The 22,725-nt window shown below is 72.2% G+C and carries 18 protein-coding genes; 6 read left to right on the top strand and 12 right to left on the bottom strand.

What is annotated here, in order from left to right; all coding sequences use genetic code 11:
• Nucleotides 1-21: 21 nt before the first annotated feature.
• The 3 genes from F5972_RS37310 to prcB form a co-directional block, all read right to left on the bottom strand.
• A complete protein-coding gene (locus tag F5972_RS37310) occupies nt 22-702 on the bottom strand; it encodes a hypothetical protein (protein WP_191910190.1) in 681 nt (226 codons plus the stop codon).
• A 143-nt stretch (nt 703-845) separates the two neighbouring features.
• The gene (gene prcA / locus F5972_RS18205) at nt 846-1,676 is read right to left on the bottom strand and encodes a proteasome subunit alpha (RefSeq protein ID WP_150935042.1); all 831 of its coding nucleotides are present in this window, start codon (nt 1,674-1,676) and stop codon (nt 846-848) included.
• A gap of 27 nt (nt 1,677-1,703) precedes the next feature.
• Nucleotides 1,704-2,519, bottom strand: a complete 816-nt coding sequence (prcB, locus tag F5972_RS18200; RefSeq protein WP_204285672.1) for a proteasome subunit beta — start codon at nt 2,517-2,519, stop codon at nt 1,704-1,706.
• Between the two features lie 370 nt (nt 2,520-2,889).
• Here prcB and F5972_RS18195 point away from each other — a divergent pair, with 370 nt between their 5' ends.
• The 3 genes from F5972_RS18195 (at nt 2,890) to F5972_RS18185 (ending at nt 8,854) form a co-directional block, all read left to right on the top strand.
• The gene (locus F5972_RS18195; protein WP_225311607.1) at nt 2,890-4,113 is read left to right on the top strand and encodes a Gfo/Idh/MocA family protein; all 1,224 of its coding nucleotides are present in this window, start codon (nt 2,890-2,892) and stop codon (nt 4,111-4,113) included.
• Complete coding sequence (locus F5972_RS18190; RefSeq protein ID WP_225311606.1) at nt 4,073-7,195, top strand: glycoside hydrolase family 38 N-terminal domain-containing protein; 3,123 nt, start codon at nt 4,073-4,075, stop codon at nt 7,193-7,195. Before F5972_RS18195 ends, F5972_RS18190 begins: the two co-directional genes overlap by 41 nt.
• 108 nt (nt 7,196-7,303) lie before the next feature.
• Nucleotides 7,304-8,854 (top strand): phosphatase PAP2 family protein, encoded by a 1,551-nt coding sequence (locus tag F5972_RS18185; protein WP_150934754.1) that lies wholly within the window; start codon nt 7,304-7,306, stop codon nt 8,852-8,854.
• Nucleotides 8,855-9,008: 154 nt separating this feature from the next.
• On the opposite strand, the gene F5972_RS18180 is transcribed toward F5972_RS18185, so the two are convergent.
• Complete coding sequence (locus F5972_RS18180; protein WP_117408698.1) at nt 9,009-9,221, bottom strand: ubiquitin-like protein Pup; 213 nt, start codon at nt 9,219-9,221, stop codon at nt 9,009-9,011.
• Between the two features lie 256 nt (nt 9,222-9,477).
• Between F5972_RS18180 and F5972_RS18175 the strand changes: the two genes are divergently transcribed.
• Nucleotides 9,478-10,629: a serine/threonine-protein kinase gene (locus F5972_RS18175; RefSeq protein WP_191910187.1), complete on the top strand. Its 1,152-nt coding sequence runs from the start codon at nt 9,478-9,480 to the stop codon at nt 10,627-10,629.
• Between the two features lie 46 nt (nt 10,630-10,675).
• Here F5972_RS18175 and F5972_RS18170 read toward each other — a convergent pair whose 3' ends face one another.
• The 3 genes from F5972_RS18170 to F5972_RS18160 all read right to left on the bottom strand — a co-directional run bounded on the left by F5972_RS18170 (nt 10,676) and on the right by F5972_RS18160 (nt 13,345).
• On the bottom strand, nt 10,676-11,065 hold the full coding sequence (locus tag F5972_RS18170; RefSeq protein WP_150934752.1) for a PepSY domain-containing protein: 390 nt from the start codon (nt 11,063-11,065) through the stop codon (nt 10,676-10,678).
• Nucleotides 11,066-11,100: 35 nt separating this feature from the next.
• A complete protein-coding gene (locus F5972_RS18165) occupies nt 11,101-12,411 on the bottom strand; it encodes a sensor histidine kinase (RefSeq protein ID WP_150934751.1) in 1,311 nt (436 codons plus the stop codon).
• A 253-nt stretch (nt 12,412-12,664) separates the two neighbouring features.
• Nucleotides 12,665-13,345, bottom strand: a complete 681-nt coding sequence (locus F5972_RS18160) for a response regulator transcription factor (RefSeq protein WP_150934750.1) — start codon at nt 13,343-13,345, stop codon at nt 12,665-12,667.
• Nucleotides 13,346-13,502: 157 nt separating this feature from the next.
• Between F5972_RS18160 and F5972_RS37305 the strand changes: the two genes are divergently transcribed.
• Nucleotides 13,503-14,117 carry a hypothetical protein gene (locus tag F5972_RS37305; RefSeq protein WP_191910186.1) on the top strand — a complete coding sequence of 205 codons (615 nt, stop codon included), beginning with the start codon at nt 13,503-13,505 and terminating at the stop codon, nt 14,115-14,117.
• A 129-nt stretch (nt 14,118-14,246) separates the two neighbouring features.
• On the opposite strand, the gene dop is transcribed toward F5972_RS37305, so the two are convergent.
• The 4 genes from dop to F5972_RS18130 form a co-directional block, all read right to left on the bottom strand.
• Nucleotides 14,247-15,764, bottom strand: a complete 1,518-nt coding sequence (gene dop / locus F5972_RS18145; protein ID WP_150934747.1) for a depupylase/deamidase Dop — start codon at nt 15,762-15,764, stop codon at nt 14,247-14,249.
• Nucleotides 15,765-15,839: 75 nt separating this feature from the next.
• On the bottom strand, nt 15,840-17,051 hold the full coding sequence (locus F5972_RS18140) for an acyltransferase family protein (protein ID WP_225311605.1): 1,212 nt from the start codon (nt 17,049-17,051) through the stop codon (nt 15,840-15,842).
• A 202-nt stretch (nt 17,052-17,253) separates the two neighbouring features.
• Entirely contained in the window at nt 17,254-19,017 is a 1,764-nt protein-coding gene (arc, locus tag F5972_RS18135; protein WP_117408706.1) for a proteasome ATPase, read from the bottom strand.
• 205 nt (nt 19,018-19,222) lie between these two features.
• Entirely contained in the window at nt 19,223-20,086 is an 864-nt protein-coding gene (locus F5972_RS18130; RefSeq protein ID WP_150934746.1) for a tRNA (adenine-N1)-methyltransferase, read from the bottom strand.
• Nucleotides 20,087-20,215: 129 nt separating this feature from the next.
• Here F5972_RS18130 and F5972_RS18125 point away from each other — a divergent pair, with 129 nt between their 5' ends.
• Entirely contained in the window at nt 20,216-21,328 is a 1,113-nt protein-coding gene (locus F5972_RS18125; RefSeq protein WP_150934745.1) for a GNAT family N-acetyltransferase, read from the top strand.
• A 157-nt stretch (nt 21,329-21,485) separates the two neighbouring features.
• Here the strand turns inward: F5972_RS18125 and F5972_RS18120 are convergent, their stop codons facing one another.
• Nucleotides 21,486-22,709 carry an aminotransferase class III-fold pyridoxal phosphate-dependent enzyme gene (locus tag F5972_RS18120; RefSeq protein ID WP_150934744.1) on the bottom strand — a complete coding sequence of 408 codons (1,224 nt, stop codon included), beginning with the start codon at nt 22,707-22,709 and terminating at the stop codon, nt 21,486-21,488.
• Nucleotides 22,710-22,725: the final 16 nt, after the last annotated feature.

Raw genomic sequence — 22,725 nt, 5'->3', positions numbered from 1 at the left:
GGGAATGCGGCGGCGACGGGCTCAGGGGGCGTAAATCTCCACCACCTTGACGATCTGACTCCTCCGCACCGTGATGAGTGCCCGCAGGTCACCGGCGTCGGCCCGGAGGATCAGCTTGTCCCGGGAGCAGTGCTGCGTGCCCAGATAACGGCTGTTGATCGTCTGGTCGTTCCCCTTGCATCCGACGGCGCTGAGGAACACGACGTCCTTCGCGAGGGGCGCGGCGAAGGCCATCACGTCGCCCTCGGGCGGCCCTTCGAAGTGGCCGTTCGTGCTGCCGCCGACCTCCGGCACGAACTTGATCGGCCGGTACTCCGCCACGTTCTCGTCCTGCATGGTGACCAGTTGCCCGCGCAGCACGCCGTCCCTGCTCGGGCTGAGGCCCTTGGTGAAGTCGTGCCCGGGGTCCGACTGGAAGGTCTCGCCGAAGATGCCGGGCGTCGCGGCGGTGATCGGCGGGCCGGCCTTCTCCGTCGTCCGGGGCGCGGGGGTGGTGGCTTCTGGGGTGTCCGATGTGCCGGGGCTCTGCGAGGCCTCCGGGGTGCTACCGGACGGCTCCGCCGGGGAGGCCGGGGCCGTCACGGTCACCGTGGCGGTGGCCGTGGCCGTGGCGCCGGAGGAGCCGGAGCAGGCGGTCAGCGACAGGAGGGCGACGGCGGCGGCCGGGAGGCCCGCACGCCGGAAAAGATCAAATGTCGTCACAACCGGGTGAGACTACCGAAACAGGGCTTTGGTTGAGCCGGAATCCCTGAGGCCGCCCGATCCCCGAGGCGGCTGGAGACGCGGCGGCGCCGCGCCCCCGGGGAGGGGACGCGGCGCCGGCGCGCGTACGGCGAGGAGGAACCCTACTCGCCGGAACCCGTGTCGATGTCGCCCTCGGGGGCGATCGGCGGAGCCGTGGGCGGCGGCACCGCGGGAGTGGTGTCGGGGGCGTGCTCGGCGGTGGCGTCGTCCGCGGGCGTCTCGCCCGCGGCGCCTCCGCCGCCCTCCCGGCCCTCCCGCAGGATCCGCTCCAGGCGCGGGGGGGTCAGGCGCAGGAACTTGCGGTGCTCCCGGGCCCGGTCGAGCACGGCGACCTCGAGCTGCGTCGCGGGCGGACGCTCGCCGCCGGGCTCGGTGAGGGCGGCCAGTGCGGCGTCGAGCGCCCGCGGCAGCGGCAGCCCCTCCTGGTAGCGCTCCTTGAGCCGCCCCGCCACGGCTTCGGCCTGGCCGCCGATCACGGCCATGCCCTGCTCGTCGAAGACCGAGCCGTCGAAGGTGAGCCGGTAGATCTGGTCGTCCTCGGGCCCGTCGCCGACCTCGGCCACGACGATCTCGACCTCGAGCGACTTGATCGACTCGGTGAAGATCATGCCGAGGTGCTGGGCGTACAGGTTGGCCAGGCCGCGCCCGGTGACGTCGCTGCGGTTGAAGGTGTAGCCGTTGATGTCGGCGTAACGGATGCCGGCGAGCCGCAGCGACTCGAACTCGTTGTACCGCCCGACCGCGGCGAAGCCGATGCGGTCGTAGATCTCACTGATCTTGTGCAGCGCCCTGGACGGGTTGGGCGCCACGAACAGGATGCCGTCGGCGTACTGCATGACGACCACGCTGCGGCCTCGGGCGATGCCCTTGCGGGCGTACTCCGCCCTGTCCCGCATGATCTGCTCGGGTGAGGCATATCCTCCGAAGGGGATGGACACCGGGGGTGATCCTCTCTTGGGTTAGCGCAGCGGGGCGGTCGGGCCTTCTGGAGCCGCCATCCGCGTCTCCAGCATCGACTCGACGAACTCGGCGACCTCGTCGTCCGGCAGGCGGCGGAAGCCGTCGGCGGTGATCACCGACACGACGGGCCAGATCCGCCGCGTGACGTCGGGCCCGCCCGTCGCGGAGTCGTCGTCCGCCGCGTCGTACAGCGCGTGCAGGCAGGCCAGGACGGCGTCCTGCGCGCTGCTGTTCTCCCGGTACAGCTTCTTCAGCGAGCCCCGGGCGAAGATCGAGCCCGAGCCGATCGAGTGGTAGCCGAACTGCTCGTACGGCCCGCCGCCCACGTCGTAGCTGAAGATCCGGCCGCCGTCGCGGGCCGGGTCGTAGGCCGCGAACAGCGGCACGACCGCCAGGCCCTGCATCGCCATCGCCAGGTTCTCGCGGATCATGGTGGCCAGGCGGTGCGCCTTGCCCTCCGTGGACAGCGAGCGGCCTTCCCGCTTCTCGTAGTGCTCAAGCTCCACCCGGTAGAGGCGGGCCACCTCGATGCCGAGGCTCGCCGTGCCCGCGATGCCCATGCAGGAGTAGTCGTCGGTGCGGAACACCTTCTCGATGTCCCGCTGCGAGATGATGTTCCCGGAGGTCGCCCGCCTGTCGCCCGCCATCACCACGCCGCCCTCGCAGGTCGCCGCGACGATGGTGGTCGCGTGCGGGATCTGCTCGCCCACCGGGGCCGCCAGCGTCTGCGCGCGGGTCGGCAGCAGGTTCGGCGCGTGCGCGCCGAGGAACTCGGTGAACGACGACGACCCCGTATCTATGAAGAGGCTGTTCATCCAGGCTGGCTGAGATGCCACGCGACTCCCTCCAAGCATGCGTTGTTACGCCCGACCCTACTCAGGTAGGCGCACTGGTTGCACTCTTCCCGATCAGCTCAGCGCGAACCGAGATCAACCGGCGCGCCGGTCCACGACCCCGGCTCGTTCGCCGGACCCTCTCTTTACGCGGTGGCGCTCGTCCGCCTGGACCGGCGTGTCCGCACGTCAGGGCGTACGGGAAGGGCGTGCGGGAGGGGCGTGCCGGAGGAGCGCGCGGGGAGGGTGAGGTTGTGCGCCGCCGCCGGTGGGGAAGGTGCAGGGGCACGGGACGCCGGACGTCGGACACGGGACGTCAGACACGGGACGCCGAGCCGGGGAGGGTGACGACGTGGAGACGGTGAAGGTGGGCATCGCCGGGCTGGGGGTGATCGCGCAGGCCGTCTACCTGCCCCTGCTGGCGCGGCGGCGTGACCTGTTCCGGATCGCCGCCGTCTGCGACCTCGACCGCGACCTCGCGAAGGCCGTCGGCCGGGAGGCCGGCGCACCGGCGTACGACGACCCGGCGAGGATGCTCGACGACGGTGGGTCCGGCGGGTTCGACGCGGTGCTCGTGCTGACGCCGGGGTCCCATGGGCTGCTCGTGCGGGCCGCGCTCGAACGCGGCCTGTGGGTGCTGGCCGAGAAACCGCTCGCCTACAGCCGCGCCGAGCTGGACGGCCTGCCCGGCGACCGCCTGATGGTCGCCTACATGAAGCAGTACGACCCCGCCTCTCAGCGGCTCCTTGAGGCGCTGCACGAGGCGGGCGGGCCGGACGTCGTCCGACACCTGGACGCCACTGTGCTGCATCCGTCGGAGGACTCCCAGCTGTTGTTCGCCCGCGTGCGCCGCGGACGGCCCGGGCCCGAGCGGGCCGCCCCCTACGCCGAGGCCGACGAGGCGGCGCTGACCGCCGCGCTCGGCACGTCGTCGGAGCGGCTGCGGCGGCTGTACGCCGAGGTCGTGCTCGGCAGCCTCTGTCACGAACTGTCGCTCATGCGGCTGTTCACCGGGTCGCCCGACACCGTGGACCACGTCGCCGTGTGGCCTCCCGACGTCTTCCCGCCGTCGGTCGAGCTGAGCGGGACCCTGCCCGCCGGGAGTTCCGGCAGGTACGGCGTCCGCTGGCACTACCTGCCGAGCTACCCCGCCTATCACGAGATCGTGACGTTGCACCACGAGCACGGCTCGATGGAGCTGCGCTTCCCCTCGCCGTACCTGCTGAACGCGCCCACCCGCCTGACGGTCGCCTGCCGGGTCGGGACCACCGAGCGGACGATCGTCCACGAGGACGTCGCGGAGTCCTTCGAGCGGCAGCTTCTCGCCTTCCACCGGTTCGTCACCCAGGACGAACGTCCACTCACCGGACTGGACGGGGCCCTGGAAGATATCGTCACGGCGCAGCGGATCGTCCACCGGTACGCCCGGTGGGCGGGTATCCCCATCGCCGGGGAGTGCGCGGGCGAGACCACGGGCGCTCCGCCGGAGGCGACCGCCGGGGGCGCCGACAGCAGCGACGCCGAGGAGGGCGCGAGTGGAGCCGGTCACGCCGAGGAGCGCGTCAGCCGACCCTGAACCCCCCGCCGCCCCCGCTCCCACCGATGCCGCGCCAGAGTTCGCGAACGCGGACGAATCCGCCCCCGCTCCCACCCACGCCGACCTCCGGCCCGCGAACGGGAACGCGGACGAGCCCCTGCCCGCCCCAGCCGCCACCGGCTCCGAGCCGCGGCCCGCGAGCACGGGCCACCCCGAACCCCCGGCCGTCCCCGCCACGGACGGTGCGGCGGAGCCCGTGCCCTCAGGGAACGGATCGGGCGCGGACCCGGAGATCGTGGTGGTTCCGCACACGCACTGGGACCGCGAGTGGTATCTGCCCTTCCAGCGGTTCCGGGCCGGCCTGGTGCGCGTGCTCGACGAGGTCCTGGACGCCATGGCGGCCGATCCCGCCTACCGGTTCACGATGGACGGCCAGTTGGCGGCTATCGAGGACTACCTGGAGCTCCGGCCGTCGCGGCGCGGCGACGTCGCGCGTCTCGTGGCCGAGGGGCGGCTGGCCGCCGGGCCCTGGCTGATCCTCGCCGACGAGTTCCTGTGCTCGGGCGAGACCCTGCTGCGCAACCTGGAATACGGCATGCGGGGCGCCGCCGCGCTCGGCGGGGCGATGCCGGTCGGCTACCTGCCCGACCAGTTCGGCCACTGCGCGCAGATGCCGCAGATCCTGGCGCTGGCCGGGCTGCGCCGGGCCTGCCTGTGGCGCGGTGTGCCGGCCCGCGTGGACCGCGACGTCTTCGACTGGACCGGCGCCGACGGCACGACGATCAGGACGAGATATCTGCCCGGCGGGTACGGCAACGCGTCCGGCCTGTTCACCGGCCCAGCGGAAGGCCTCCCCGACCGGGTGGCCGCCTTCGCCGCCTCCATGGAGGGCTGGGCGACGGGAGGAAGCCTGCTCGCGATGTGCGGCGGCGACCACTCTGCCCCCGTCCGGGAGGTCACCACGTCCGGCCTGCGCGTCGCGACCCTCACCGAGGCTCTCACCGCCGACGGCCTCGCACCGGAGCACAACCACGGCCGGGCCGGTGGAAACGGCCCGGCGGTGCCGCGGGTCCGGGGTGAGCTGCGCTCGCACGCGCGGGCGAACATCCTGCCCGGCGTGATCTCGGCGCGTGTACCGCTCAAACAGGCCATGGCGCGGGCCGAGCGGACCCTCGTCCGCTACGCCGAGCCGCTGTCCGCGCTGTGGCTCGCGAGGCCGTCGTCCCGGCGGCACGCCGCCGGGAATGCTCCCGGGGGACGGCCGCCCGGGTCCGCCGTACGCGCGCACCCCCTCGGCCCCGGCCACGAACCTCCCGGCGACGCCCCCGTACAGCGGCTGCTGGACATGGCGTGGCAGGCGGTGATCGCCTCCAGCGGGCACGACTCCGTCACGGGATGCTGCTCCGACGAGACCGCCCTCCAGGTGGCGGCGAGGATCGCGGAGGCCGGGCAGACGGCCCAGGCGGTCGTGGACCTCGTTTCCGCCGCGCTCGCAGGGGCCGCCCCGAAGGGCTCCCTCGTGGTCGTCAACCCCTCGCCGTTCGAGCGGACCGGCCTGGTGCTCGCCGACCTGCCGGAAAGCCGCGCCCGGCTGGTGGACGCGGCGGGGCGCCCGGTGCCGCTCCAGCGGCTCGGGCACGCGCCCACGTTGCTCGACGAGACGGTCATGGACGACCTGCGGCTGCTCCTCGGGCGGATCCACGAGCGTGAGCTCTACGGCCACCAGATCGTCTCCTGGGACGCGGCGGACGGCGTCTTCACCGTGACCGTGAGCCGTCACGCCTCCGGCCACTACTCCTATGAGGACCTGCGGCGGGCGATCCTGGAGGCGGGCCCGGGGTTCTGGGTCGTCCGCACGGTGGCCGAACCCGTCGTCACCGTGGCGGCGCTCGTCACCGTGCCCCCGCTCGGCCGCGCCGTCCTCGCCTCCGGCTCTCCCGCGCCCGCGGGGCCGGCTGCCGTGGCGCATCCCCTGCGGGTCGATCCGTACGGCTTCGAGCCGGTGCTCGACAACGGGCTGCTGCGGGTGTGTGTGGCCGGCGACGGCACGCTCTCGCTGCGCGCCGCCGACGGCACCGAGGTTCACGGGGTCGGGCGGGTCGTCCACGGCGGGGACGTCGGAGACACCTACAACTACGCCCCGCCGCCGATCGACCGGCTGCTCGACCGGCCCGTGGACGTCTCCGTCGAGGAGATCTGCTCGGGCCCGCTCACCGGTGTGTACGAGATCGCCCGGACGTACGACTGGCCGGCCGTGATCGGGGACGGCCCCGAGCGGTCCGGCGGCACTGACCAGTCCGGCGGCGAGGACGTCCGTACGGTCGTGACCACGCGGGTGGAACTGCGGGCGGGCGAGCCGTTCGCGCGGTGCGAGGTCAGCATGGACGTGCGCTGCCGCGACCACCGTGTCCGCTGGCACGCGCCGCTGCCGCGTCCGGCGGCGGAGTCGCACGCGGAGGGGCAGTTCGCGGTGGTGCGGCGGGGCCTGACCGCCGAGGGCGGCGGCGGCGAGCGGCCGGTCCCGGTCTTCCCCGCGGAGTCGTTCGCCGCCGCGGGCGGCCTGGCCGTGCTGCTCGACCACGTCGGCGAGTACGAGATCACCGGGGACGGGACGGAGATGGCGGTGACGCTGGTCCGGTCCGTCGGCTATCTGTCCAGGAACCGCAACCCCTACCGGGACGAGCCGGCGGGCCCCGAGATGCCGGCTCCGGCCGCCCAGTGCCAGGGGCCGCTGTCGGTGCGCTTCGGCGTCCTTCCGTACGCGGGCGAGTGGCACGAGGCGGGGCTGCCGAGGCTCGCGGAGGAGTTCCGCCACGATCTGCTCGCCGTACCGGGCAGCGGCGCCGGCGCCGCGTCCCCGCCGGGCCGTGAACCGGCGCTTTCGGTGTCAGGAGAGGGGGTGGTGATGGCGGCGCTGCGCGAGCGGGACGGACGGCTGGAGGCCCGCCTGGTGGCCGAGCACCCCACGGCCACCGAGGCGGTCGTACGGGGCGATTTCACCGCCGCCTGGACGGCCGACGCTTTGGGCTTCCCCGTGGACCCGCTGCCGGTGCGGGACGAATGCGTACGGCTCCGCCTGCGGCCCTTCGAAATCGCCACGATCCACCTGTCGGAGAGCTGAGCAGCCGTACTCGCTCGTACTGCGGTTTTTCTTCCGGCCCGGCCCGGGTAGTGGAGATATTCACTCGCCTTGAGGCACCGACGAGCACCAGTGGGGCAGGAGGAGGGCATGCTGGACCGGTCGCACCGCCTGGAGCCGGGCCGTCTGGAACGCTTCGCTCTCCGCGACGCGCCGGGACTGGCCGTGCTGACCCTGGCGGGCACCGGTTTCGCACTGCTGGCCGGTCTGGTGGCCGGCCGGTGGGAGCCGTTGTACGCCGCCGACCGGGCCGTGACCGACGACCTCAACCATTTGGTGGCCGGTGACACGCTCGTCCTGGACGTCCTCGGGACGCTCACCGACTTCGGCGGCGGCACCGTACTGACCTGTGTGCTGGCCTTGGCCACCGCGTTCCTGCTCGTCCGGCGCGAGGTACGGCCGGCCGCCTACGTCGTGGCCACGTCGCTGGGCGCGTTGATCCTCTACCCCGTGCTGAAGCTGCTGATCGGCAGGCTGCGTCCCGTCGTGGCCGAGCCCGTGGCCACGGCGACCGGGATGAGCTTCCCCAGCGGCCATTCCATGAGCTCCCTGGTCTCCTACGGTGTGCTCCTGCTGGTCTTCGCGCCGCTCGCGCCCCGGCGGGCACGCGCCCTCGCCGTCGCAGCCGTCGCCGCCCTCGTCGTGCTCGTCGGCTTCACCCGCGTCGCTCTCGGCGTACACCATCTGAGCGACGTGATCGGCGGCTGGCTTCTCGGGCTGGTCTGGCTCTGGGTCACCGCCGCGGCCTTCCGGCCCTGGCGACCGGAGGCGGTGCCCGGGGCGCAACCGGGTGCGGGACCGGTTTCCTGTCCCGAGCCGCAGATGCCACCTCAGCGGAGCGAAGGACCGCTGTCCCACCCCTGGCGCGTCGCGGCGGAGGCGCTGACGGCCTGGGTGCTCGTCCTCGGGGCGCTGTTCGGGACCGGGTTGCTGCTCACCAAGGCGTCCGGGAGCACGGCCCTGGCCGTCGCCGATCGCACGGTCATCCGGTGGGTCGCCGGCCTGCGAACCCCGGTGCTCGACGCGGTGGCCGCGTTCGGCGGCCGGATCGTCGGCGTTCCGTGGATCCTCGCCGGCACCCTCGCGGCCTGCGCTCTCGCCCTGGCCGTGCTGCGGCGCCCACGGCCGGCGGTGTTCCTGCTCGTGGTGACGGTGGGGCAGCTGGCCCTGTTCCTCACCGCCTCGGCGGCGGTCGGCCGTTCCCATCCCGCCACGCCCGTCAAGCTGCCCGGCGACCTGACGATCGTCCCGCCCACCAGCCCGCCGGTCGCGCCACCCGGCGATCCGGCGGCCGACCTGGCGATCGCCGTACACGAGTCATGGCCGCCGCTCGCGTCAGGTTTTCCCTCCAGCCAGGTCGCCGGCGTGGTGGCCCTCTTCACGGCGATCATGGTCCTGGTCCGGCGCGCTACAACACGCCGTGGATGGCGACTGGCAGCGGGCGCGGCGGCGGTGCTCGTCCCGCTGCTGTGCGCCCTGTCGCAGATCTATCGTGGAACGCAGCACCCTGTAGGCGTGCTCGCGAGCGCGCTGCTGGCGCTTCCGTGGGTCACCGTGGCGTGGTGGGTGCTGCTCCGCGACCGGCCGCACCGGCCGCTCGACACCGCCCGCCCGGCACCGCTCGACAGCCGGCGCCAGTAACGGGCCGCTGCTCCATATCGCCCGCCCGCTAACGCCCTATAGCCGACGCCTGTGACCGGCCGGGCTCTCGCCCGGCCGGCACATCGGGAGCGCGGCGGCCGGCGCACCGGATCGCTCCGGGCGCCGCCACCGGCCCAGACGTCTCCCCCCTGGGTTACTGTCCGCCCTTCTGCACGTAGGAGCGAACGAACTCCTCCGCGTTCTCCTCCAGGACCTCGTCGATCTCGTCCAGGATCGCGTCGACATCGTCAGTGAGCTTCTCGTGGCGCTCCTGCACGTCCGAAGACGCTTGCGCCTCGACTTCCTCGACCTCGTTCTCCTGGCGGCCAGTCTGCTTCTGGCCGCCGCCGGTTTCCTTGGTCGCCATCCCTGACACCTCCGCTGCTCGGGGGGACGCCTCTCCCCATATCTTCCCCGAACCGACCGACAATGCGCGCGCCGGGGCACGCGATCTTTGGAACGGTGTCCGCGACGGGCGTGCCGGCCCTCGGCGCGGGCCTTCTCGACATCGGATCGTTATCGACGTCACACTCTTCGTGGCCGCCTTTCGGCGTCGTACCCCCACCCGCGGGACGACAATGGGGGATCACGGATCTGGGCTGGCTCTAGCGCACGGGTGGTCGATGGCATCGCACGCACGGCAACTGCTGGCGGATCGGTACAAGCTGCTGACACCCTTCCGGCGGGACGGCGGAGGGATCATGTGGAAGGCCCATGATCTTCGCCTCAAGCGCGATGTCGCGATCAAGGAAGTGCAGCCGCCGTACCGTGTGGACGTGGCGGACCTGCCCGCCGCCCGCAGACAGGCGTTGCGGGAGGCCCGCTCGGCGGCCCGGCTGAGCCATCCGGCCGTGATCACGGTGCACGACCTCCTGGAGGACAAGGGCCGGCTCTGGATCGTCACCGAACTGCTCCAGGGGCTCACCCTCGGGGACACCGTGCGGCATCTCGGGCGGCTGCCGGTCCACTGGGCCACCTGGGTCGGTTTCCAGCTTCTCTCGGGCGTACGGCACGCGCACGCGATGGGCGTGGTCCACGGGGACATCCGGCCGGGCAACGTGACGCTGACCGAGGACCGGGTGGTGCTGACCGACTTCGGCATCGCCGCCTTCGACCGGGACCCGACGGGACCGACGACGGTGCCGGTGACGCGGTCGGGGGCCTATCTCGCGCCCGAGCGCCTCCGGGGCGAGGCCCTCACCCCCTCCGCCGACCTGTGGTCGTTCGGCGCCACGCTGTACTGCGGTGTGGAGGGCAGGCCGCCGTACCCGAGCATGGGCCCGCTGTCGGCCGGGATGATGTCCGGCCGCGAGCCGGACCCGCCGCGCCGTGCGGGCCCGCTGCGGCCGTTGATCGAGGGCCTGCTGCGACGCGACCCGCTGGAACGGTTCACGATCGCGCAGGCCATGGACATGCTCGTGGAGATGCTGGGGCGGCAGGGCATCCCCGCAGCGGCGCCGGGCCGGACCTCCGGCGAACTGCCCAGCCGCGCCCGGACGAACCCGTACGGGCACTCCCCCGCCATCGGCGCGCCCCCGCGGCAGCCAGAGCTGACCACCGGGTCCTCGTACGGCGAGAGCCGCCAGCGTGGGAGCGCCCCGCGCTGGCCCGCGCCCCCAAGCCGTCCACGCCGTCACGCCGGTCCGGGCAGTCCGAGCGGTCTGGGCAGTCCGGGCAGTCCGGGCAGTCCGGGCAGTCCGGGCAGTCCGGGCTATCCCCCGAATCTCGGTGGAGGTCACCCGGACGGCCCGCGCCCGCCGGCCGCCCCTCTATGACGCATGCCGTCCAGGCGGTCCGGGTGGCCGGAATCCACCTGCTCGGTCAGCTGTGGTGGCTGCGGAACTTGACGATCCGTCCGGTGGCGATCGAGACGTAGACCCGGTACTCCCGGTGGCCCCTGCGCAGCTCGACCTTCCAGGTACGGTGGCCGTGCTCCCACTCCCGCTCGACCTTGGTCACCCGCGCGCCGGGCACCCGCCTCTTCGCGATGATGATCGCCTCCCGCCGGGTGAACCGGGATCTGGAGACGACCGAACGTGCCGGGGTCGCGGAGGACAGGGCCGGGGTGTGGGCGCGCGCCTGAACAGGGGCGGCCTGGACGGAAGCAGGCGCCTGGACCGGGGCGGAGGCCGAGGCGACCGCCGTTCCCCCGGCGGCCAGGGCGGCGATGGTGGCGGCGGCTGCGATGGCGATGCTCGTTGTCTTTCTCATGACCCCACCGTCGCAGCGATCATGCTAGAGCCGCGCTAAGCGATCCCTAAAAGGAGGCGCACCTCCGCGCCGCCCAGATCGGAGTCTCCAAGAGATAGGCGCCCCCCCGACTGCTCCGCCACGCGGCGAGCGATGTCGAGGCCGAGCCCGGTCGACCCCGCTCCGCTCTCCCCGCGCCGCGACGGGTCACCGGGGCCGAAGCCCGGCCCGGCGTCCGACACCGTCAGCAGGACCCCGCCGCCCCGGCCGCCGTCCATGCCGTCCATGCCGTCCGCGCCGGTCGTCCCGCCGGCGGCCAGGCGGACCCGGAACGACGCGCCGTCCGGGGTGTGGGCGAAGACGTTGCCCACCAGCGCGTCCACACAGGCGGCGAGGTCGTCGGCGGAGGCCGCCACCCGCAGCGGGCCGGCCGCCAGGTCGAGCGTGACGGTCCTCGCCTGGTCCTCGGCGAGCACCGACCAGAACGCCACCCGGTCGCGCACCACCGGGACGGCGTCGCAGGAGGCCCGCTCCCGGGAGCGACGGCGGACGTCGTTGATCACGACCGTCACCGCCCGCTCCAGCGCGTCCACGCGGGCCTCGATCCTCGCCGCCTCATCGGGGTCCGACAGCGACTCCGCCTCCAGCCGCAGGCCGGTCAGGGGGGTGCGCAGCCGGTGGGAGACGTCCGCGACCATCTCGCGCTCCTCGGCGAGCAGGTCGGAGATCCGCTCCGCGAGGTGGTTCAGCGCGAGACCCGCCGTACGCACCTCAGGCGGGCCCTGGGGGCGCGCCCTGGCCGTCAGGTCACCCGTGGCGAGGTGATGGGAGACCTCGGCGAGGGCCGTGGTCGGCCCGACGATCGCACGCGCGAGCCGGTCGGCCACCAGCATCCCCACGCCGACCAGGACGATCCCGAGGACCAGCAGCGCGAGCCACGTCCGGTGGACGCCCTCGTCGAGATCCTCGTCGGCGAGGAAGGCGCGGATGACGGCGGTGCCGCCCGGCGCGCCCTGCACCGCCACCAGGATCTCCCGCCCACCCGGCGCCGACGCGGTGAGACTGCGCCCCCGGGCGGCGAGTTCCACGGCGGGAGTGCGGGCGGCGGAAGCCCCGAGCACCCGGCCGTCCGCGAGGAACACGGTGACCGGATGGCCGCTCGACGCGCCCGCCTGCTCGGCGGTCAACCGCAGCGTGTCCTCGTCGACCGCCCCGACGGCCACCGCGACCGACTCCGCCGCCCGGGTCGCGGAGCCGATCGCCTCGCTCCGCGCCACCGACCGCACCAGCAGGGCGAGCGGCACCAGCAGCGACACCAGGACGAGCGACGTGGTCGCCGCGACGAGGGCCGCGAGCCAGCGCCTCATCGCCCCCCTCCCAGGCGGACGACTGTCGCAAGGCCCCGCTCAGGGCCGATTAGGACACCGATCACCACGCGGGTCACGAGGCGGGCCGCCGGGCCGCTCCATGGGCAGATCACCGTGACGCTCGGTAGGCCGCTCCCCGAGCCGGTTACCGGGCCGAGCACGGCCCCGGTCACGATGCCGGTCACCACGCGGGTCACGAGGCGGGCCGCCGGGCCGATCGGTAGGCCGCTCACCGAGCCGGTTGCCGGGCCGGTCATGAGGGGGCGGCGAGGCGTACGCCCACGCCTCGCACGGTGTGGAGGTAGCGCGGCTGCTGGGCGGTCTCGCCCAGCTTGCGGCGGAGCCAGGAGAGGTGGACGTCGACCGTCTTGTCCGTGCCTCCGTAGGGGATCCGCCAGACCTCGGTGAGCAGCTCACGCTTGGTGACGACCTGCCCGGCCCGCGCCGCCAGATAGTGCAGCAGGTCGAACTCGCGCGGCGTCAGGTCCAGCGCCGCACCGTCCAGCGTGGCCTCGCGCGTCGCGGGGTCCACCCGCAGCGTCCCGACCGTCAGCGAGGTGTCCGTACGGCCGGTGTCCACCCGGCGCAGCACCGCGCGGATGCGGGCGTCGAGCTGCGCGGCGCTGTACGGCTTGACCACGTAGTCGTCGGCGCCGGCGTCGAGCAGGCGGACCATGTCCGCCTCCCCGTCCCTGGCGGTGGCCACGATGACCGGGACACGGCTCACGGCGCGGAGCATTCGTAACAGGTCGGCGCCGTCCATGTCGGGCAGGCCGAGATCGAGCACGATGAGGTCGGGGCGGTCCTCCATGGCCGACCGGAGGCCGTCGAGGGCGGTGGAGGCGGAGGAGACGGCATGGCCGCGATCGCGCAGGCCCCGGGTGAGGGAGGTGCGGATGGGGGCGTCGTCTTCGACGAGGAGCACGCTTGGCATTTGCCCGTCACGGTATCCGCCGGATCGGATGCGACATAAGTCCGTTATCCGGGTCTTAGCGATCCCTTAGCGTCCGGCGTTGCCGGAGCGGAAGCGGCATGAGTCCGTTATCCGGACCTTAGCGATCCCTTAGCGTTCGCGGTGGGAGAGTGGCGGCGTGCACAGCCGTCTCGTACTCGCCGTCGCCGGATGGCTTCTGGCCGCCGCGCTCGCCACCGGCGCGGGCGTCGCGGTGCTGGGCCTGCTCGGACGGCCGCCGGGCGGCCCGGCGGAGCGGCCGATGGCCGCCGAGGAGATCCGCCTGGCGCTCGCCCGGGCCACGCCTCACCCGGACGCGTCCGGCGCCCCGGCCCCCGGCGACCGCTCGCCCGGCTCCTCCCTCGGCGACTCCACGGACGGATCCTCGGCCGACTCCTCGGGCGGGCAGGGCGAGGCGTCCACGGCGGCGCCCCCGGAGGCGTCCGGTCCGGCGCGGTCCCCCGGCACCAGCACGCCGGACACCCGTACACCCGAGACCCGTACGCGCGGCGTGGAGCCGGCGACGGCACGCAAGCTGATCTCCACGGGCGCGGGCAGCGTCATCGCCCGCTGCGACGGACGGCTGGCGCGCCTCCAGTCGTGGACCCCCGCCCAGGGCTTCCGGGTCGACGACGTCGACCCGGGCCCGGACGACCGCGCCCGCGTGAGGTTCGAGTCGGACGAGGGCAAGCTGGAGATCGAGGTGCGCTGCGCCGGCGGCGTGCCCACCCCGCGGATCTCCCGGCACGGCTGACCCGCCACGGCGACCCCGCATGACCGGCCCGCCCGATCCACCTTCTCCCGGCATTCCCGGCATGGCTGAGCGGTCGCCCGACCGCCGCATTCGCGGCGGTCGGAGCCGCTGGCCTCAGCCGGTGCCGCGTCAGGCCTCGCCGGTGAGGGCGGCGACGAGGTCGGCCGCGGTCCGGCACCGGTCGAGCAGGTCGCCCACGTGCGCCTTGGTGCCGCGCAGCGGCTCCAGGGTCGGCACGCGCTGGAGCGACTCGCGGCCGGGGATGTCGAATATCACCGAGTCCCAGGAGGCCGCGGCGACCGACTCGCTGTACTGACGCAGGCACCGGCCGCGGAAGTAGGCCCGGGTGTCGGTGGGCGGCGTCTCGACCGCGCGGTCGACGTCCTCGTCGGTCACCAGGCGCTGCATCCGGCCCCGGGCGACCAGGCGGTTGTACAGCCCGCGGTCGGGACGGATGTCGGAGTACTGCAGGTCCACCAGCTGCAGGCGGGGATGCGACCACGGCAGGTTGTCGCGGGTGCGGTAGCCCTCCAGGATCTCCAGCTTGGCCACCCAGTCGAGCTCCCGGGAGAGCTGCATCGGGTCCTCGGCCAGCCGGGTGAGCACCGACTCCCAGCGGTTGAGCACGTCCTTGGTGAGGTCGTCCACGCCCGAGCCGAAGCGGTCCTCGACGTACTTGCGGGCCTGCTCCAGGTATTCCATCTGCAGCTGCACGGCGGTCATCTTCCGCCCGTTGCGCAGCGCGATCTCGTACTTGCAGGTCGGGTCGTGGGACACCGCGCGCAGCGCGGCGACCGGCGACTCCGGCGCCAGGTCGATGGTGAGGAACCCCTCCTCGATCATCGCCAGGACCAGGGCCGTCGTACCAAGCTTCAAATATGTCGAAATTTCCGACATGTTCGCATCGCCGATGATCACGTGCAGGCGGCGGTACTTCTCCGGGTCGGCGTGCGGCTCGTCCCGGGTGTTGATGATCGGCCGCTTGAGCGTCGTCTCCAGCCCGACCTCGACCTCGAAGAAGTCGGCGCGCTGGCTGATCTGGAAGCCGTCGCCGCGCGAGTCCTGGCCGATGCCGACCTTCCCCGCGCCACAGATGACCTGCCGGGACACGAAGAACGGGGTCAGGTGCCGGACGATGTCCGCGAACGGCGTGGCCCGGCGCATGAGGTAGTTCTCATGACACCCGTACGACGCGCCCTTGGCGTCGGTGTTGTTCTTGTAGAGCTGGATGGGGGCGTTGCCGGGGACGGCCGACGCCCGGACCGCCGCGTCGTACATCACCCGCTCGCCCGCCTTGTCCCAGATGACCGCCGCCCTGGGGTTGGTGCACTCAGGCGTCGAATACTCCGGATGGGCGTGGTCGACGTACAGACGCGCGCCGTTGGTGAGAATCACGTTGGCGAGCCCGAGGTCCTCGTCGGTGAGCTGGCTCTGGTCGGCCACCTCACGGGCGAGATCGAATCCCCGGGCGTCGCGGAGCGGGTTCTCCTCCTCGAAGTCCCATCGGGCCCGGCGAGCGCGGGCGGCCGATGCCGCCAGGTACGCGTTGACGACCTGTGAGGAGGTCACCATCGCGTTCGCCCCCGGTTGACCGGGCACGGCGATGCCGTACTCGGTCTCGATGCCCATCACCCGCCGAACCGTCATTCCCACCCCGCCCGTGTCAGGCCGTCGTCGTCATATCCGAGCCTAGCCCTTTCTCTATGCCCTGCTACCGAACAGTTACGGCACAGATGCCTCGGGACTTTGCGCCGGAATCGGCGGCACCGTCCGGGAAGGGGTGCCCCGGCCGCGCCGGCGGGACCCGCGCGAGCGGTCGAGCAGGGCCCCCAGCCTGGACCGGAGCCATCGCTGGCCGGGCCGGTCGACCAGCCGGTAGACCGCGTACGCGAGCGCGATCGAGACCGCCATCGTGATCCCCGTCAGCAACCACGGATCCAGCACGTCCCGGTACGCCGGGATCAGGACGGCGGAGATCGTCTGGTGCAGCAGATAGAGGGGATACGTGAGGGCCCCCACGGTGACGAGGGGACGCCACCGCAGCCACCGCAGCCAGCCGAGGGCGACCGCGGCCATCAGGAGGTAGACGACCGTGATCGCGACGATGACGGCCTCCGGCGGCGCCGGGTAGCGGGCGATGCCGATCAGCCGCACCCGCTCCCCCACGCGCTCCATGGCGGCGTGCAGGGACATTCCGTAGCCCACCGCCACGAGCAGCCACGGCATGAGGGCCGCCGACCGCGCCCCGAAGCGGTGGATCAGGAAGAAGGCCATGCCCGCGATGAAGTACGGCGCCTGCCGCGGCATGAAGACGAAGACCAGCACGTCGTTCTGGGTGATCTCGGCGAGCAGGGCCAGGCCTGCCCAGGCCGCCAGGAACACCAGGCAGCGCCGCAGCGTGATCCCCACGAGGGAGAAAAGCGCCAAGAGGACGTAGAACCGCAGCTCCACCCAGAGCGACCAGAAGACGCCTCCGGCGTGCCCGACGTCGAACGCCCCCTGCAGCATCGTCAGGTTGAGCAGGTACTCCCCCGTGCTGAGCTTGGGATCGAACCCGGAGACGCCGCTGAAGCGGTACAGGATGAAGATCACGATCACGGCGAACCAGTACGCCGGGTACAGCCGGGAGACCCGCGACACGGCGAACTCGCCGACCGTGTGGCCCCACACGCTCATCAGGATGACGAACCCGCTGATGAGGAAGAACAACTCGACGCCGAGGATGCCCAGCGTGGTGAGGCGGGCGACCGGCGCGAACAGCTTCGTCGGGAACTCGTCCCACAGGGATTTGCTGGCCGCCATGTAGTGGAAGGACATGACGGCGAACGCGGCGACGAAGCGCAGGACGTCGAGTTCGACGAGGCGCCGGCGCCTCTCGCCCCGGCCGTCGCCGGGCGCGTCCGGCGCGCCCGCAGGGGGGACGGAATGTCGCACAGGCCTCACAGGGCCCACCCGCGCGCGCCAAGAAAGATCACGCCACCTTTGACGTGATCACATGCCGTTCCGGTTCCCTCCGAGATCGACACGTGATCCGCGATCTCCGGGCGACCCGGAAAACCGGAGGAGCGGCGCGATACGGGATCGCGCCGCTCCTCGCCGTCGGCCCGTCAGGGCCGGACGATGCCTCCTACGGGTCCTACAGGTACTGACCGGTGTTGGCGACCGTGTCGATCGAACGGCCGGCCTCGGTGCCCTGCTTGCCCTGCACGAGCGTGCGGATGTAGACGATCCGCTCGCCCTTCTTGCCGGAGATGCGGGCCCAGTCGTCGGGGTTGGTGGTGTTGGGCAGGTCCTCGTTCTCGGAGAACTCGTCCACGCAGGCGGCCAGCAGGTGGGAGATCCGCAGGCCCTTCTGCCCGGTGTCGAGGAACTCCTTGATGGCCATCTTCTTGCCCCGGTCGACGATGTTCTGGATCATCGCGCCGGAGTTGAAGTCCTTGAAGTACAGGACTTCCTTGTCGCCGTTGGCGTAGGTCACCTCGAGGAAGCGGTTCTCCTCGCTCTCGGCGTACATCCGCTCGACGGTCCGCTGGATCATCCCGGCGATCGTGCCCTCACGGCTGTCGCCGTGCTCGCTCAGATCCTCCGGGTGCAGCGGCAACTCGCTGACCAGGTACTTCGAGAAGATGTCCTTGGCCGCCTCGGCGTCCGGCCGCTCGATCTTGATCTTGACGTCCAGGCGGCCGGGCCGCAGGATCGCCGGGTCGATCATGTCCTCGCGGTTGGAGGCGCCGATGACGATGACGTTCTCCAGGCCCTCGACACCGTCGATCTCCGACAGGAGCTGGGGGACGATGGTGTTCTCGACGTCGGAGGAGACGCCGGAGCCGCGGGTCCGGAAGATCGAGTCCATCTCGTCGAAGAACACGATCACCGGGGTGCCCTCGGAGGCCTTCTCCCTGGCCCGCTGGAACACCAGGCGGATGTGCCGCTCGGTCTCACCGACGTACTTGTTGAGGAGCTCGGGGCCCTTGATGTTGAGGAAGAAGCTCTTGCCGGACTGACCGGTCTTCTCCGCGACCTGCTTGGCCAGGGAGTTGGCCACGGCCTTGGCGATCAGCGTCTTGCCGCAGCCGGGCGGGCCGTACAGGAGCACGCCCTTCGGCGGGCGCAGCTGGTGCTCGCGGAACAGGTCGGCGTGCAGGTAGGGAAGCTCGATGGCGTCCCTGATCTGCTCGATCTGCCGGCTGAGGCCGCCGATCTCCTCGTAGGAGATGTCGGGGACCTCCTCCAGGACGAGCTCCTCCACCTCCGACTTGGGGATGCGCTCGTAGACGTAGTTGGAACGGGGTTCGAGAAGCAGGGAGTCGCCGGCGCGCAGCGGCTGGTCCAGCAGCGAGTGGGCGAGCTTGACGACCCGCTCCTCGTCCGCGTGGGAGATGACCAGCGCTCGGTCGCCGCTCTCCAGCAACTCCTTGAGCATGACGATCTCGCCGACGTCCTCGTATCCGAGGGCCTCGACGACGTTGAGCGCCTCGTTCAGCATGACCTCCTGGCCACGCTTGAGCGAGTCGGCGTCGACGGCCGGGCTGACGTTCACCCGGAGCTTGCGCCCGCCGGTGAACACCTCGATCGTGCCGTCGTCCCTGGCCTCCAGAAAGACGCCGAAACCGGACGGCGGCTGCGCCAGCCGGTCGACCTCCTCCTTCAGGGCGACGATCTGGTCCCTGGCCTCTTTGAGAGTGGCGACCAGACGCTCGTTCTGGCTGGTGAGAGCGGCCACCTGTGCCTGCGCCTCATGAAGGCGCTCCTCGATGACCCTGGCCTGCCGGGGAGACTCGGCCAGCTTCCGGCGCAACGCGGTGATCTCCTCCTGCAGGAAGGAGACCTGTGTTGTGAGATCGGCGACCTCCCGTTCGCGCTGCGCGGCTCGAGCCTCAGCGTCGTCGCGAGCTGCCACGCCCCGTCACCTCCTTCCCCGTCGAGAACGACTACTCAAGACCCTACCTATCTTGGCGCTGTACGTAACCTGGCCGGGCAGTGTTCGTGTAGTTACGTTGGATGTTCGGCGTTTGATGCCTTATGGACCGAATCTTCGGATCAGCATTAGCAACGCATCCGAATGCTCCCGTGTCACGTGGCTTTGCCGGGATGTGGCCGAATCGTCACACTTGTTCGGTCCCCTCTCCGTACGCCCCCTTGGCGGGACGCCTGCGCCGCGGCGGGGGCGTGACGCCGTCCGCCATGCGACGGGCCATGACGAGGAAACCCGTGTGGCCGACCATCCGATGGTCCGGCCGGACCGCGAGACCCTCGACATGCCAGTCGCGAACCAGGGTCTCCCACGCGTGGGGCTCGGTGAAACTCCCGTGCTCCCGCAGGGCCTCCACCGTCCTGGACAACTGGGTCGTTGTCGCAACATAGCAGCAGATAACTCCCCCGGGTGTGAGGGATTTCGCCGCCGCGTCCACGCACTCCCAGGGGGCGAGCATGTCGAGGACGACGCGGTCCACGTCGGTCTCGTCGAGCGCGTCGACGAAGTCGCCGACCACCAGGCGCCACTGTCCCTGCGGGCCGCCGAAGAACTTCTCCACGTTCTTGGTGGCCACCTCGGCGAAGTCCGCGCGCCGCTCGTAGGAGGTGACCTTCCCCTCCGGCCCGGCCGCCCGCAGCAGGAAGCAGGTGAGCGCGCCCGATCCCACCCCGGCCTCGACGACCCGCGCGCCGGGGAAGATGTCGGCCATGGCCACGATCTGCGCCGCGTCCTTCGGGTAGACCACCGCCGCGCCGCGCGGCATCGAGACCGCGTAATCGGCCAGCAGGTGCCGGAACGCCAGGTAGGACGTGCCGCCGGAGGACCGCACCACGGACCCCTCGGGCTGCCCGATCAGGTCGTCGTGCGGGATCGACCCCTTGTGCGTGTGGAAGACGCCGCCCTCTTTGAGCGTCACCGTGTGCCGCTTGTTCTTGGGGTCGGTGAGCTGAACCTGATCTCCAGCCCGGAACGGACCGTGCCTGCGAAAACCCATGCGGAAAAGGCTAGTGCCGCGACCGTCGAGGTTTGCCCGTCCGGGGGTTGTGGCCCGGAGTGGTCCTGGGAGCTCCGGCCGGCCGAAAACGCCTGGCCGTGGTGGGGACACCGCTGGTAACAATGGGACATGTTGCCCCAAGAGGCCATTCCCGCCGGTCCGGTCGTCCTGCGCCTGCCGACCGAGGGGGACGCCGACCAGATCGCCCGTGCCTGCTCCGACCCCGAGATCGCGCGGTTCATCCCGTTCATACCCTCGCCGTACACCTGGGACGACGCGCTGACGTGGATCACCAAGACCCTGCCCGCGATGTGGGAGAACGGCGGCGCCGGCTTCATCGTCGCCGATCCCGGGACGGACGAGGTCCTCGGCACCGCGGGGCTCCAGCCGCCGGACCGCTTCGGCGCCTCGGAGGTGGGCTACTGGCTGGCGCCGTGGGCCCGGGGGCGCGGCGTCGCCACGGCCGCCGTGCGGACGCTCGCGGAGCGGGCCTTCGCCCTGGGCGTCTCCCGGATCGCGCTGCTCGCCAACGTGGAGAACGTCGCGAGCCAGCAGGTCGCCCTGCGCTCCGGCTTCGCCTACGAGGGCGTGCTGCGCGGGGCCGGCGCTCCCTGGGGCGCCGGCCCCGCCGACATCGCCGCGTTCGGGCGGCTGAGCACCGACCCCGGCGACCCGATCACGCCCTTCCTGCCGTTCTTTCCCGGAGGGGCGTCCGGCGGCTCACTCACCGATGGGGTGGTGCGGCTCACACCGCTGACCACCGCCGACACCGCCGATTACTTCGCCCTGGCGTCCGTGCCCGACGTGATGGACTCGCACGTGCCGCCCCGGCGACCGGCGTACGCCGGCAGCGAGCTTGTCTGCAGGTACACGCGCCATCGATGGCTGACCGGGCAGCGGCTGGACGCCGCGATCAGGGATGCCCGCACCGGAGAGTTCGCCGGGGACATCCAGTTGACCGGCGTCGTCCCTGACCTCGGCCAGGCCATGCTCGGCTACAGCCTGCTCCCCGCCTTCCGCGGGCGCGGTCTGGTGACGCGGGCGGTGAACCTGCTGGTCGGCTGGGCGTTCGAGCGCACGCCGCTGCGCCGGATCGTCGCGGGGACCACACCGGGCAACACGGCGTCGCACCGGGTGCTGGAGCGGGCCGGCTTCACCCGTGAGCATCTCGTACGCGGACTGCTGCCCGGCCCCGGGGACACCCGCGTCGACGACCTCCAGTGGGCCCGTACGCGCGACTGAGCCGTTCCGGGACGCCGGGAGACCTGGCATCGGGGAGGATCGCGGAACGGGCCGCGCCGCGCCCGGGTGCCGCCCGGAACCCGGCACCCGGGCGCGGTGCGTTCGCGGCCCGCCACGCCCACCAGGGCGTCCCGGCCCGCCGACGACGGCCGGGCCCTCAGTCGGCGCCGTACGCGGCCCGCAGCTTGGCGAAGGCGGCGTCGGTCCCCTGGAGCGCGCGGTCGATCTCCTCGTCGGTGTGGGCGGCCGACAGGAACCAGTTGTGCCAGGGATGCAGATAGACGCCCTCCTCCAGGCAGGCCCCGGCCCAGTGGATGCCCTTCTCCAGCGTGTCGTCGCCCTCGAAGGACAGCCACGGCACCTGCACCGGGCCGGTCTGCCGCACCACGAAGCCGTGCGCGGCGGCCTGGGCGGCGAGGCCCTCGCGCAGCCGGGTCCCCGCCCGGTGCATGAGCGCGGGCCCGTCGCTCTCCCGCAGGATCTCGATCGTCGCCTTGGCTGCGGCCATCGCGGTCGCGGAGAACCAGAACGAGCCGGTCGAGTACAGCGACTGGGCCGCTCCCCGCAGCGCGTCGGCGCCGGTGAGCGCGGCGATGGGGAAGCCGTTGGCCATCGCCTTGCTCCAGGCCGTGAGGTCGGGGCGCACGCCGAGCGGCTCCCACGAGCCACGCAGGTCCAGCCGCCACCCGGCCCGCACGTCGTCGATCACCAGCGCCGCGCCGAGGCGGTCGGCCAGCGCCCGCACGCCCCGGGCGAACTCCGCGTCGGCGGGCTCCTGGTCCTCGAACGAGTCGTGCTTGAAGGGGGTGACGAGGATCGCGGCGACGTCACCGTCCGCCTCCGCCGCCGCGGCCTCGGCGCTCGCGAGGTCGTTGTAGGTGAACTCGACCGTGTCCGCCCGCTGGTTGGGGGTGACCCCCGACAGGCCGGGCGTGCACCAGGGGTCGGCGCCGTGGTAGGCGCCATGGGCGACGAGGACCTTGGTCCGGCCCGTGGCGGCCCTGGCCACCATCAGGGCCTGCGTGGTGGCGTCGGTGCCGTTCTTGGAGAACATGGCCCAGTCGGCGGACGGGATCAGGTCGACCAGCAGCTCGGCCAGCTCGACCATGACCGGCCCGGGGCCGTTCAGGCAGTCGCCCGACGCCTGCTGCGCCGCGGCGGCGGCCTCGACCCGCGGCTCGCGGTGGCCGACGATCATCGGGCCCCAGCTGCACATCAGGTCGACGTACTCGCGGCCGTCGGCGTCCCACTGACGGGCGCCCTCGGCCCGGACGAAGAACTGGGGATAGCGGTCTCCGTGCAGGACCGCGTTGAGGTGGCCGTACATGCCACCGGGGATGACCTTCGCGGCACGGGCCCGCAGGGACGCGTCGACGGACATGGGCGGACTCCCGGGT

The sequence above is a fragment of the Microbispora cellulosiformans genome (assembly GCF_008728085.1).
GTDB classification, from domain to species: domain Bacteria; phylum Actinomycetota; class Actinomycetes; order Streptosporangiales; family Streptosporangiaceae; genus Microbispora; species Microbispora amethystogenes.
The sequence above is the reverse complement of the archived record's forward strand: the minus strand, read 5'-3'. Positions and strand labels throughout refer to the sequence as shown.